Below are 12,058 nucleotides of genomic sequence, written 5' to 3'. Positions count from 1 at the left end.
TCATGCGTAAAACACAGCGTTACCCGGTAAATGAGGGCAATTCTTTGTGGCACATTTACAAGACGGTGCCTTTCTTTAAGGTGGTTAAAAATTTTATCGTCATTCAATTGGCCAGATATATGCCGTTTTTACAAGTGAAGAATTGGATGTACCGTACCTTTTTGCGTATGAAAGTTGGAGATGAAACGGCGTTCGCCCTCATGGTAATGCTGGACGTAATGTTCCCGGAAAAAATATCAGTTGGCCGAAATACCGTAATTGGCTATAACACGACAATCCTGGCTCATGAGTATTTAATAAAGGAGTATCGCTTAGGTAATATAGCTATTGGGGACGAAGTAATGATTGGAGCGAATTCAACCATTCTTCCTGGTGTTCAGATTGGTAATGGAGCGATTGTATCAGCAGGCACCCTTGTTCATAAAGATGTGCCTGCTGGTTCATTTGTAGGAGGAAATCCAATGAAGGTAATTTATACGAAGCAAGAAATGGATGAGCGTAACCACCCCATTGAGACTGAGGTGGATAATCATTGATGATTAACCAGCGTGTTTTACCTGCAATTAAGCACATGAAAGATTTTGAATACCTGCTGAAGTCTGACACAGAGTACATTATCCTGCTCGACACACGTCTCGGGTTGCTAAAGAAACTAGTCAAGGCAGGGCAGAAGGCGGGCAAAAGGATCTTGATTCATGTTGATCTCATTCAAGGTTTAAAAGCGGATGAATATGGGATGGAGTTTCTTGGCAGGGAAGTACGTCCGGATGGCGTGATTTCCACACGTACCTCTGTCATTCAGCGGGCGAAAAAATATGAACTAATAACCGTTCAAAGACTGTTTCTGATCGACAGTCAAGCCATTGATCATAATGTTAAAATCATTAAGAAAGCTCAGCCGGATTTTGTAGAAGTTTTGCCTGGAATACTGCCGGGGATGATACAGGAAATAAAAGATCGGTTAGGTGTGCCGATCATCGCCGGAGGATTAATTCGTACTGGAGATGAAGTCGAAGAGGCCATCCGTTCGGGTGTATCAGCAGTCACCACTTCCCGCAAAGATCTTTGGGAGCTTTGAGGGTTGGGTTGTAAGAAAAGGAGAGAATCATGATGGAAAAGTACATTTTGTCGATTGACCAAGGAACCACCAGTTCACGTGCTATGCTATTTAACCACGACGGGGAAGTGGTTGAAACCGCACAAAAGGAATTTGAACAATATTTTCCGAAGCCGGGCTGGGTCGAGCATGATGCTAATGAAATATGGACCTCTGTGCTAGCCTGTATGGCAGATGTTCTGACGAAAGCCGATGTCGAGGCGGAACAAATTGCCGGAATCGGTATTACAAATCAGCGGGAAACGACGGTCATTTGGGATCGACACACAGGCAAACCAATTCATAAAGCGATTGTATGGCAATCGAGGCAGACACAGGACATATGTAATGAATTGCGTGAACAAGGATATAATGATACATTCCGCAATAAGACCGGATTGTTGTTAGATCCTTATTTTTCAGGTACAAAAGTGAAATGGATACTGGACAATGTTGAGGGCGCAAGGGAAAAAGCTGAAAATGGTGATCTTATGTTCGGTACCATAGATACGTGGCTTGTTTATAAGTTATCTGGGAAAAAGGAACACGTTACTGATTATTCGAATGCATCTAGAACGTTAATGTACAACATTTATGAGCTAAAATGGGATGAGGAGCTGCTTAACATTTTAGGTGTGCCGAAGAGCATGCTTCCAGATGTCAAGCCATCTTCGGAAGTGTATGCTCATACGGTTGATTATCATTTCTTCGGAAATAACATTCCTATTGCCGGGATCGCAGGCGATCAGCAGGCTGCTTTATTTGGCCAGGCGTGTTTTGAGAAAGGAATGGCCAAAAACACATATGGTACAGGCGGATTTATGCTGATGAATACGGGAGATGAAGCCGTTCGCTCGAATAATGGGCTGTTGACAACACTGGCATGGGGACTGGATGGAAAAGTAGAATATGCTCTCGAGGGGAGCATATTCGTCTCAGGATCTGCCATTCAATGGCTTCGTGATGGTTTGCAGTTGATTGAATCCTCCAAACAGAGCGAAAGCATTGCTGGAGAAGTAAACTCCACGGACGGGGTATATGTTGTTCCGGCTTTTGTTGGATTAGGCACGCCTTACTGGGATAGTGAGGCGCGTGGAGCTGTTTTTGGCTTAACCCGTGGAACGAAAAAGTCCCACTTTGTGCGAGCTACACTTGAATCCCTCGCATATCAAACAAAAGATGTTGTCGGTGCAATGGTCGAAGATTCTAACATTGATTTGAAGAAACTTCGTGTTGATGGCGGTGCTGTTAAAAATGATTTACTCATGCAGTTTCAAAGTGATCTTTTACACGTACCTGTGGAACGTCCGAAGATCAATGAGACAACGGCGCTTGGAGCTGCTTATTTAGCAGGTCTTGCTGTAGATTTCTGGGAAGATCGAGAGGAAATTTCAAAGCAATGGTCTATGGAAAAAGATTTCGAACCGCAAATGAATGAAGAGGAAAGCCGAGATCTTTACAAAGGCTGGAAGAAAGCTGTAGAGGCAGCGCGTGTATTTAAATAATATCGTTCTACTTTTACAAACGCAGAAAATCTGTTATGATGATAAGTAAGTTAATAGATGAGGTCGGAGATACGGAGAGACCACGGCAATTTATAACAATAGTTATAAAGATGTTCGTGGTCTCTTTTTTTTGTGAAATCGAGTAAAGTTATTCATAACGTACGCTATTCCTACACATATTTTAGTCTTAATCAGGGAATAAACGTAACAGACGGCCTCATTAGCAATGAAATGGGTAGAAGGAGAGATCGATTGTATGGATAAATTCACCAATTATCATCGAAAGAATCAATTTGAACAGCTCAATCGTGAGCAATGGGATCTGCTTGTAATCGGCGGGGGGATAACCGGGGCCGGAATTGCATTAGATGCAGCCAGCCGCGGAATGAAAACGGCAGTTGTGGAGATGCAGGATTTCGCAGCTGGTACCTCCAGCCGCTCGACTAAGCTAGTACACGGAGGGCTTCGTTACTTAAAACAATTTGAGGTGAAGATGGTAGCTGAAGTAGGGAAAGAACGTGAGATTGTTTATGAAAATGGCCCCCACGTGACCACACCAGAGTGGATGATGCTGCCATTTCACGAAGGAGGCAACTTTGGCCCGTTTACTACGAATATCGGATTGAGAGTATATGATTATTTAGCGGGTGTTAAGAAAAGTGAACGGAGAACGATGCTGACCCCCGAGGAAACGATTGAACGGGAACCGCTTGTGAAACGCGATAGGTTAAAAGGAGCTGGCTTCTATGTGGAATACAAAACAGATGATGCCCGGTTAACACTTGAGGTCATGAAGAAAGCGGTAGAGTATGGAGCTTTGTCGACCAATTATACAAAAGTAATCGATTTCTTGTACAGCGATGCGGGTTCAGTTGAAGGAGTAATTGTGGAAGATACGATCAGCGGAGAGACTTATCAAGTCGAGGCTAAAAAAATCGTCAATGCTGGCGGTCCGTGGGTTGATGAATTACGAGGGCTGGATGGATCTAAAAAAGGAAAAACGCTGCAGCTCACGAAAGGGGCTCACCTTGTATTTGACCAGAGCACATTTCCATTGAAACAGGCGGTTTATTTTGACACACCTGATGGCCGAATGATCTTCGCGATTCCGCGGGATGGAAAAACATATGTAGGGACAACGGATACAGAATATGATGGGGAGATTTCCCATCCTAAACTGACGACGGCAGATCGAGATTATATTTTGGAGGCCATTCACTACATGTTCCCAACCGTTGGAGTCACAGCAGATGATGTAGAGTCCAGCTGGGTTGGGGTAAGACCGTTGATTCATGAGGAAGGCAAAGACCCATCGGAAATTTCCCGTAAAGATGAGATCTTTGTGTCCGATTCTGGTTTGATTTCAATGGCAGGCGGCAAATTGACGGGTTATCGCAAGATGGCTCAATCCGCCGTCGATTTAGTTCGTGACAAATTAATGGAAGAATACGGGATCCGCTACTCCGATTCTGAATCCATTCATTTGCCGCTGTCAGGCGGAGAAGTTAACGGCTCTAAAGGGTTTAAGCAATTTAAGGAAGAGCGAATTAAGATTGGTGAATCCATGGGGTTGTCGAAGGAAGCTGCTAATAAGCTTGTGAGCTTATACGGAGCTAATGTCGATACCGTATTTCATTTGTATAAGGAAAGAAAAGCTGATGCTGAACATGCGCAAATCGACCCGGTTGCTTTCGCTCAGCTTGTAGTAGCGTTAGAGTATGAAATGATTTACAAACCTGTTGACTTCTTTATCAGAAGGACAGGGGCACTCTTCTTTGATATAAAGTGGGTGAAACAGCATCAACATGCGGTCATCGACTACATGGCAAGTGAGTTAGAATGGACGGCTAAACAAAAGCAAACGTACACGGATGAATTAAACCAATTGTTAGAAGAAGCTGTCCAGCCGGTGGAAATAGGATAGTCGAAATGAGAAGGCGATCTCTCTTGTATTGAGTGATCGTCTTTTCTGATGTATAATTTTACTAATTATAGTTGGTTTTTTATGGAGGGGCTTTCATGACTGATGTACAAAGCTTGATTCGAAGAGATGCTAAAAGACAGCTGCTAACAGGCAGTGTATTTCTAATTGTAATGGTATTTTTTGTTACTTCAATTTTCTTTACGAATGGCGGGAGTGCTGCCTTAGGGATATTCTATGCTATTTTCTTTACGGCAATAGGCGGGGCTCTTCTCAAAGGCGGCTGGAAAGATTCTTTGAAAGCAAAGCAGTCACTTCAATTTGTTGAGGATTTATCTCTTCAGACATTTAACAGGTTTCCTAAGCGGATGTACGTTGGTCATAAGGCTTCCTCTATTTTTCATGCTAAGTTATACGATATGGACGGAGCTGTTTACAGTGAGATTAAGCAAGATCCGTTTGGTAATCGGCTAATGGGAACGTTAGCATCTATCTACGCTGGCGGGTGGCTGACTCCCGCCTCTTATCAAATGATCGGAGAACAGGGGGAAACTTCTTATAAAATTGACAAAAAAGGCGGGACACATTGGAGAGGGTATGTTCAGCATCCCAACGGGAACTATGTGGCTTATACGGAATTAAAGCGCAATAAGAAATCAAGTAAAAGCACGTTTTATTACATTGAAAAGGCGAATGTCCACTGGAAGGCTGAAGGTGATACGCGCATCGGTCACTATACGATCTCGGACGAAGAGGGAAAGGTGTGGGCTACTGCAAAGAGGGGGGCCGTCCCTATTGAAGCGGCAGATCGCTTTGACAAGATGCCTGGTTATTTGATTGATTGGGAAATTCGCGATAAGATCCCTCATTCGTTAGTAGCTTTCTTGTTTTTGTTACAAACTAGTATGAATGGTTAGAAGCACTGGATTGATTTTCGGTGCTTTTTTCTTTTATGAATTTGTTGGGGACCAGAGATAGGGATGCAAGCTTTGGTTTGCAGTTTGTGAGGGAAGGGAAAGAAATAATAAATGCTTTGACGGTTTGTCTTTATTTTGTTAGCATATTAGCATACTAAAGGATTTTTCGTTTTGAGAAAGGTTGGTACTTCAATGGCTAAAAGGCTTATGTTTGAAAAACCACTAGGAATGCGCGACACGCTTCCTTTTTTTTATAATCAAAAAACGAAGGCCAGGGAAAAGCTTACTTCCGCAATTCTTTCTTATGGCTATTCGCTGATGGATACTCCGCTGCTTGAGTATCATGAAACGGTGGGCAAAATGAGTGCAACACCTGAGCAGCAATTGTTTAAATTATTGGACCAGCAGGGTCATACGCTCGTTCTGCGCCCGGATATGACGGCACCAATTGCTCGAGTAGCGGCCTCACAGCTTAAAGATACCGAGTTTCCGTTAAGGCTTGCTTACGAAGGGCCAGTCTTTCGAGCTCAACAAACGGAAGGAGGCAAACCGGCCCAGTTTGAACAAGTGGGTACGGAGTTGATCGGTGATCATTCCTCTTATGGGGATGCAGAAGTAATTGCTCTATTAGTGGATTCATTGAAACAGTCGGGCTTAGATGAATTTGTTATTACAATTGGACATATTGGTTTTGTAAAGTCTTTCTTCCGGGATTTGCTTGGGGAAGAGTCCGAAGTAACAGACCTTCTCCTTCAACATTTATATCGAAAAAACTATGTAGGTTTTCGCGAAGACGTTAAGATGAGCCAGCTTCCGGAAGAAACAAAGCAGGCTTTGCTTTCCATTTTGAAAATGCGCGGCGGTGAGGAAGTGTTTACAGCCAGTAAAGCATTGGCTCGAAATCAATCGTGCATGCAGGCCGTAAATGAATTAAAGCAGCTGTATAAAATTTTGAAGCAGTATGGTGTTGACCAGTACGTCCATGTGGATCTTAATTTAATCAGTCATATGAACTATTATACAGGGATATTGTTCGAAGGTTATGCCCCCAAGCTAGGAGCATTGCTTTGTAATGGAGGGCGCTATGATACCTTGCTGCCATCCTTTCAACTCAACGCTTCGGCCACAGGCTTTGCCATACACTTAGAAAGACTGCTTGAAGCGCTGGAAGTCCAAGAACAAGAGGATGACAGTAGAGTGGGAGTGATCGTCGATGATGATACACATGCGGAAGGTTTACAAAAAGCCCGTGCACTACGACGGGAAGGGTTATATGTGCTCTTGCAGCATGTTGATCAGATTCCGGATTTAGAAAAATTCAAAGAGCAGCTCCATGAAAGTGTAGATTTTACTGAAAAAGGAGGCGGTCTTAATGAATAACGCCTTAACGATCGCCATGCCAAAAGGAAGAATTTATGAGGAAGCAGCAGAGCTAATGAGGCAGGCAGGCTATCATGTGTCCTCAGATGCTGAAGATTCCAGAAAGCTGATTCTAGAGTTTCCAGAACAAAACATTAAAATTATGATGGCGAAACCGATGGATGTGGTGACATACGTCGAATATGGAGCTGCGGATATCGGCATAGCAGGTAAGGATGTTCTGTTAGAGCAGGATCGTGATGTATATGAAGTTCTGGATTTACAAATCAGTCCCTGTTATGTAGCTGTCGCTGGCCTTCCTGATCAGCCGCTTGGACGGATTGCACCTAAAATTGCAACAAAGTATCCAAAAGTGGCGTCTGACTACTTCAGGGAACAGGGAGAGCAGATTGAGATTATTCCACTGAATGGGTCCATTGAGCTTGCCCCGCTTATTGGTCTGGCTGACCGGATCGTGGATATCGTTTCTTCAGGGCGCACATTAAAGGAGAATGGATTAATACAATATGAAAAGATTGCTGATATTACTTCCAGACTAATCGTGAACCCAGTGAGTTACAGGGTGAAAAGCAGTGAAATTGATGAAATGGTGCGGGAGTTAAGTGCCGTCGTGGAGGTGGAACGTTCATGAGAATGATGAGAAGGTCTGACGTATCCTCCCTGAGACGAAGTGTCGATCAGGGCACAGAGGAGCAGAGACAAGCGGTTCAGGACATTATCCAACAGGTGAAGCAGAACGGAGATCAAGCTGTTCAAACCTATACGAAACAATTTGATGGGGCGGACATTGAGAACTGGCGTGTCACGAAGACAGAATTGTCTGAAGCCTATACATCAATGGATCAGGATTATAGAACGATCTTAGAAGAAGCGGCAGCGAACATTAGGAACTTTCATGAAAAGCAACAAACTGTTTCTTGGTTTGATGCGAAGGATAATGGGACAATTCTTGGACAAAAAGTGACGTCCATCGATGCAGCGGGAATTTACGTGCCTGGTGGAACGGCTGCTTACCCTTCTTCGGTCCTGATGAACGTAATCCCTGCTCAGGTAGCTGGAGTTGACCGGGTCGTGATGGTAACCCCGCCAGACAAGGAGGGGAGTATTCCAGCTGGAGTACTCGCAGCAGCCCATATGCTAGGAATTGACCAGGTTTATAAAGCAGGAGGAGCGCAGGCCATTGCAGCTTTAGCTTACGGTACAGAAACACTAGCTCCCGTAGACAAAATTACCGGTCCTGGGAATGTATATGTAGCCTTAGCTAAACGAGAAGTATTCGGAGATGTGGATATCGACATGATCGCAGGACCAAGTGAAATTGCGATCTTGGCGGATCATACTGCAAAAGCTGCTGAATTAGCAGCTGATTTGCTGTCGCAAGCTGAACACGATGCAAGGTCTTCCAGTATTCTTGTTACAACAGATGAGACTTTGGCAGAAGAAGTGCGCACCGAAGTTTATGCACAGCTTCGTTCTTTGCCAAGGTATCAGATCGCCAAATCAAGTGTTGAGGACTATGGTGCCATTATTGTTTGTGACACAAAAGCGGAGGCGTTGGATACCGTAAACGAAATCGCTGCGGAACACTTAGAAATCGTGACGGTGGATCCTTTTCAAGACATGGCAAAGGTGAAGCATGCGGGAGCTATTTTTCTGGGACCTTATAGCAGTGAGCCCGTCGGTGATTATTACGCAGGACCGAACCACGTGCTTCCGACGAACGGCACAGCACGGTTCTCAAGTCCGCTCACAGTAGATGATTTTGTTAAAAAGTCGAGTGTAATTTCATATAGTGAACAAGCATTACAGCAACATGCAGAAAAGATTGCCCAATTTGCCAGGTTAGAAGGATTAGAAGCTCATGCTAGAGCGATTGAAACACGCAAGGAGCGATGGAAATGACTCGAACAGCATCAATTATGAGAACCACTCGAGAAACAGATATACAGATTGATTTAAATATAGATGGTGAAGGCCAATCTGACCTCCAGGTACAGGTCCCTTTTATGGCACATATGCTGGAGTTGTTCACAAAGCACGGGTTATTTGATTTAAACGCCACGGGTAAAGGTGATGTAGAAGTGGACGACCACCATTTAACGGAGGATCTTGGCATTTGCCTTGGGCAAGCTTTAAAACAGGCTCTGGGCGATAAAAAAGGAATTAAACGATACGGTTCTATGACACTTCCTATGGATGAAACTCTTGTTACGGTTGCGGTTGATCTAAGCGACCGTCCGCATCTTGAATGGAAAGCAGAATTACCTAAAAACCGTGTGGGGACATTTGACACAGAAAATGTGCATGAATTCTTTTGGAAGCTTGCTGTTGAAGCACGGATGAATCTGCATATCGTACTTCATCACGGCCATAATACCCATCATATTATCGAGGCCATGTTCAAGGCGTTAGCCAGAGCACTAGATGAAGCCACCCAGATCGACCCCCGTATTCAAGGAGTGCCGAGTACGAAAGGAAGTTTATAAATGATTGGAATCATTGATTACGGAATGGGAAACTTATTCAGCGTTTCTAAGGCATTAGAAAGACTTGGTGTTCCTTATATGATCGGTGATCGCCCCAGCAAACTTGAGAACTGTCATGGTTATATATTGCCTGGGGTAGGGGCCTTTCCTGATGCCATGAAGGCCTTACATGAACATCAGTTCATTGACTTTATTCGAAGAAAAGTGGATGAAGGTGTACCTCTATATGGTATTTGCTTGGGGATGCAGCTTTTATTTGAAGAAAGCGATGAAGGCGGGACTACGGCCGGACTAGGTTTATTTCCCGGGAAAATTAAGCGATTCACCGGGCGAGATCATCAAGGAATTCCTTTTAAAGTTCCACACATGGGCTGGAATCAGTTAAAGGTTCATCAACCGGAACACCCCATTTTATTAGAAGTTGAAGAAGAGTTTGTTTATTTCGTTCATTCCTATGTTGTTCAAACAGAAGATTCGTCTCTTTTGTATGCTACGGCTGATTATCACATGGATGTGCCGGCTATTGTAGGGAGGGGGCCTCTCGTAGCTAGTCAGTTTCATCCGGAAAAGAGTGGTCGGGCCGGGATGCAATTATTAGAAAACTTCTGCAAGCAAATGAGTAAGGAGCATGTGTGATGAGTTTTACAATTTTTCCTGCAATAGATATGCGTGATGGAAAGTGTGTCCGCTTAGAACAAGGCGATTTTAACAAACAAACTGTTTATGGAGATAATCCCTTTGAAGTGGCAAAGGAGTTTGCCGACATTGGAGCGTCCTGGATCCATATGGTCGATTTGGACGGGGCAAAAGCAGGGTCAAAGCAAAATGCCGAACATGTATTAAGAGTGGCTCAGGAACTTGATTGTAACGTACAAGTTGGGGGTGGCATTCGATCTGAACAGGACGCGGCCTTTTACCTTGATAAAGGAGTTGACCGTGTCATAATCGGCTCGCTAGCTATTCGTGATCTTCCATTAACGAAACAGCTATTACAGAAGTATAATGAAAAAATCGTAATCGGTTTAGATGCAAAAGAAGGGTTTATAGCAACAGACGGCTGGCTTGAGCGTTCTGAAGTGAAGGCGGTTGATTTAGGGAAAGAACTGGCAGAGGCTGGGGCAGAAACCTTTATTTATACCGATATTGCAAAGGATGGAATGCTTAAGGGCCCAAATACGAAAGAAATTGTTCGCTTAGCGTCTGAAACAGAAGTGAACGTGATCGCATCGGGTGGAATTCAAGGACTTGAAGACTTGAATGAACTCAAGGAATATCAAAATCAGCACGTCATTGGCTCTATAGTAGGGAAAGCGTTGTATACGAATCGTTTCCAGCTGTCAGAAGCACTTCGAGTGGAGGTGCGCTAATGTTATCTAAACGGATTATTCCCTGCCTAGACGTGAAAGAAGGACGAGTTGTTAAAGGTGTTCAATTCGTGGATATTCGTGACGCCGGCGATCCTGTTGAATTAGCAAAAGTATATGATGAGCAAGGTGCAGATGAGCTTGTTTTTCTCGACATTTCTGCTAGTCATGAAGGAAAAAAAACGATGATAGACGTCGTAAGGGAAGTGGCTTCAGAACTAGCCATCCCTTTTACAGTTGGCGGTGGGATTCGTACGTTACAAGACATTAAGGAAACGTTACGCAACGGTGCTGATAAAGTTTCCTTAAACTCAGCTGCAGTGAAGCGTCCAGAGTTGATACGGGAAGGGGCCGACTACTTTGGCAGCCAATGTATCGTTGTAGCCATTGACGCTCGTTTTGATAGCTCAGTGGATACGTGGCGCGTGTACACTCATGGAGGCCGAACCCCGACTGAGTGGCTGGTCACAGAGTGGGCCGAGGAAGCTGTTCGCCTGGGAGCGGGAGAGATTTTGTTAACCTCTATGAATCAAGACGGTGAAAAATCAGGCTTTGATTTACCTTTACTAGAAGCAGTTCAGGAAGTCATACAAGTTCCGGTCATTGCCTCAGGAGGTGCTGGTTCGGCGCAGCATTTTTACGAAGTGTTCAACAAAGTAAATGCCGATGCAGCGCTGGCTGCTTCTATTTTTCATTACAAAGAAACCTCAATAGGAAACGTGAAGAGATACTTGGCAGAGAGAGGAGTCGTTGTTCGATGAATTTGCAAGACATTCAATTCAATGAAAAAGGGTTAGTGCCTGCGATCGTGCAAGATGCTCGATCAAAAGAGGTGCTGACACTTGCTTACATGAATAAAGAATCAATTGAACTTACCTTAGAAAAAGAAGAAACGGTTTTCTACAGTCGTTCTCGAGAAGAGCTTTGGCATAAGGGTGCGACATCAGGTCATACGCAGAAAGTCATGGAAATACGATTTGACTGTGATCAGGATGCTTTGTTAGTCCAGGTCATTCCGTCTGGCCCAGCCTGCCATAAGGGTGATTATAGCTGCTTCACAGAATCTTTACTGAGCCAAGATGTACGTGCAGGGGATCAGCCCTATGCTATCGTAGACGAATTAAGAAAAGTCCTGGCAGAGAGAAAGACGACTTTACCTGAGAATTCTTATACCTCCCAGCTTTTCCAGCAAGGTGTAGACCGTATCGCTAAAAAAATTGGTGAGGAAGCAGGTGAAGTGATCATCGCCGCGAAAAACGATGATCCCGAAGAACTTTCACTCGAGTCAGCAGATTTATTATTTCATTTGTTAATGTTATTAACAGACCGAGGGGTCAGCTTCGATCAGGTGCTGGCTGTATTAGAAAAACGCCATAAAGGATAAAAGAA

At 44.1% G+C, this 12,058-nt stretch carries 13 protein-coding genes; all 13 read left to right on the top strand.

Annotated elements, in window-relative coordinates; genetic code table 11:
- Positions 1–2: 2 nt before the first annotated feature.
- Positions 3–536, top strand: a complete 534-nt coding sequence (locus tag G6R08_RS04295; protein WP_163526838.1) for an acyltransferase — start codon at positions 3–5, stop codon at positions 534–536.
- Positions 536–1,078, top strand: coding sequence for a glycerol-3-phosphate responsive antiterminator (locus G6R08_RS04290; RefSeq protein ID WP_163531102.1), 543 nt, complete (start codon positions 536–538; stop codon positions 1,076–1,078). The genes G6R08_RS04295 and G6R08_RS04290 overlap by 1 nt, the downstream gene beginning before the upstream one ends.
- A gap of 29 nt (positions 1,079–1,107) precedes the next feature.
- Positions 1,108–2,601 (top strand): glycerol kinase GlpK, encoded by a 1,494-nt coding sequence (glpK, locus tag G6R08_RS04285; RefSeq protein ID WP_163526837.1) that lies wholly within the window; start codon positions 1,108–1,110, stop codon positions 2,599–2,601.
- 256 nt (positions 2,602–2,857) lie between these two features.
- The gene (locus G6R08_RS04280) at positions 2,858–4,525 is read left to right on the top strand and encodes a glycerol-3-phosphate dehydrogenase/oxidase (RefSeq protein WP_163526836.1); all 1,668 of its coding nucleotides are present in this window, start codon (positions 2,858–2,860) and stop codon (positions 4,523–4,525) included.
- 95 nt (positions 4,526–4,620) lie between these two features.
- On the top strand, positions 4,621–5,439 hold the full coding sequence (locus G6R08_RS04275; RefSeq protein WP_163526835.1) for a hypothetical protein: 819 nt from the start codon (positions 4,621–4,623) through the stop codon (positions 5,437–5,439).
- A gap of 192 nt (positions 5,440–5,631) precedes the next feature.
- Entirely contained in the window at positions 5,632–6,819 is a 1,188-nt protein-coding gene (locus G6R08_RS04270; RefSeq protein WP_163526834.1) for an ATP phosphoribosyltransferase regulatory subunit, read from the top strand.
- A complete protein-coding gene (hisG, locus tag G6R08_RS04265; protein WP_163526833.1) occupies positions 6,812–7,450 on the top strand; it encodes an ATP phosphoribosyltransferase in 639 nt (212 codons plus the stop codon). Before G6R08_RS04270 ends, hisG begins: the two co-directional genes overlap by 8 nt.
- Complete coding sequence (hisD, locus tag G6R08_RS04260; RefSeq protein WP_163526832.1) at positions 7,447–8,721, top strand: histidinol dehydrogenase; 1,275 nt, start codon at positions 7,447–7,449, stop codon at positions 8,719–8,721. Before hisG ends, hisD begins: the two co-directional genes overlap by 4 nt.
- Positions 8,718–9,305 carry an imidazoleglycerol-phosphate dehydratase HisB gene (gene hisB, locus G6R08_RS04255; RefSeq protein WP_163526831.1) on the top strand — a complete coding sequence of 196 codons (588 nt, stop codon included), beginning with the start codon at positions 8,718–8,720 and terminating at the stop codon, positions 9,303–9,305. The genes hisD and hisB overlap by 4 nt, the downstream gene beginning before the upstream one ends.
- Positions 9,306–9,941 carry an imidazole glycerol phosphate synthase subunit HisH gene (gene hisH / locus G6R08_RS04250; RefSeq protein ID WP_163526830.1) on the top strand — a complete coding sequence of 212 codons (636 nt, stop codon included), beginning with the start codon at positions 9,306–9,308 and terminating at the stop codon, positions 9,939–9,941.
- Positions 9,941–10,672, top strand: coding sequence for a 1-(5-phosphoribosyl)-5-[(5-phosphoribosylamino)methylideneamino]imidazole-4-carboxamide isomerase (gene hisA, locus G6R08_RS04245; protein ID WP_163526829.1), 732 nt, complete (start codon positions 9,941–9,943; stop codon positions 10,670–10,672). Before hisH ends, hisA begins: the two co-directional genes overlap by 1 nt.
- Entirely contained in the window at positions 10,672–11,430 is a 759-nt protein-coding gene (hisF, locus tag G6R08_RS04240; protein WP_163526828.1) for an imidazole glycerol phosphate synthase subunit HisF, read from the top strand. Before hisA ends, hisF begins: the two co-directional genes overlap by 1 nt.
- Positions 11,427–12,053: a bifunctional phosphoribosyl-AMP cyclohydrolase/phosphoribosyl-ATP diphosphatase HisIE gene (hisIE, locus tag G6R08_RS04235; RefSeq protein WP_163526827.1), complete on the top strand. Its 627-nt coding sequence runs from the start codon at positions 11,427–11,429 to the stop codon at positions 12,051–12,053. The genes hisF and hisIE overlap by 4 nt, the downstream gene beginning before the upstream one ends.
- The last annotated feature ends 5 nt before the right edge of the window (positions 12,054–12,058 follow it).

It is taken from the genome of Halobacillus ihumii, assembly GCF_902726645.1.
GTDB lineage: Bacteria > Bacillota > Bacilli > Bacillales > Halobacillaceae > Halobacillus_A > Halobacillus_A ihumii.
The sequence above is the reverse complement of the archived record's forward strand: the minus strand, read 5'-3'. Positions and strand labels throughout refer to the sequence as shown.

Coding starts and splice junctions, on each gene's coding strand:
- hisH (WP_163526830.1), top strand. CDS start 9,306: ATGATTGGAATCATTGATTACGGAATGGGAAACTTATTCAGCGTTTCT.
- hisG (WP_163526833.1), top strand. CDS start 6,812: ATGAATAACGCCTTAACGATCGCCATGCCAAAAGGAAGAATTTATGAG.
- G6R08_RS04275 (WP_163526835.1), top strand. CDS start 4,621: ATGACTGATGTACAAAGCTTGATTCGAAGAGATGCTAAAAGACAGCTG.
- G6R08_RS04290 (WP_163531102.1), top strand. CDS start 536: ATGATTAACCAGCGTGTTTTACCTGCAATTAAGCACATGAAAGATTTT.
- hisA (WP_163526829.1), top strand. CDS start 9,941: ATGAGTTTTACAATTTTTCCTGCAATAGATATGCGTGATGGAAAGTGT.
- hisIE (WP_163526827.1), top strand. CDS start 11,427: ATGAATTTGCAAGACATTCAATTCAATGAAAAAGGGTTAGTGCCTGCG.
- hisB (WP_163526831.1), top strand. CDS start 8,718: ATGACTCGAACAGCATCAATTATGAGAACCACTCGAGAAACAGATATA.
- hisD (WP_163526832.1), top strand. CDS start 7,447: ATGAGAATGATGAGAAGGTCTGACGTATCCTCCCTGAGACGAAGTGTC.
- hisF (WP_163526828.1), top strand. CDS start 10,672: ATGTTATCTAAACGGATTATTCCCTGCCTAGACGTGAAAGAAGGACGA.
- G6R08_RS04295 (WP_163526838.1), top strand. CDS start 3: ATGCGTAAAACACAGCGTTACCCGGTAAATGAGGGCAATTCTTTGTGG.
- G6R08_RS04280 (WP_163526836.1), top strand. CDS start 2,858: ATGGATAAATTCACCAATTATCATCGAAAGAATCAATTTGAACAGCTC.
- glpK (WP_163526837.1), top strand. CDS start 1,108: ATGATGGAAAAGTACATTTTGTCGATTGACCAAGGAACCACCAGTTCA.
- G6R08_RS04270 (WP_163526834.1), top strand. CDS start 5,632: ATGGCTAAAAGGCTTATGTTTGAAAAACCACTAGGAATGCGCGACACG.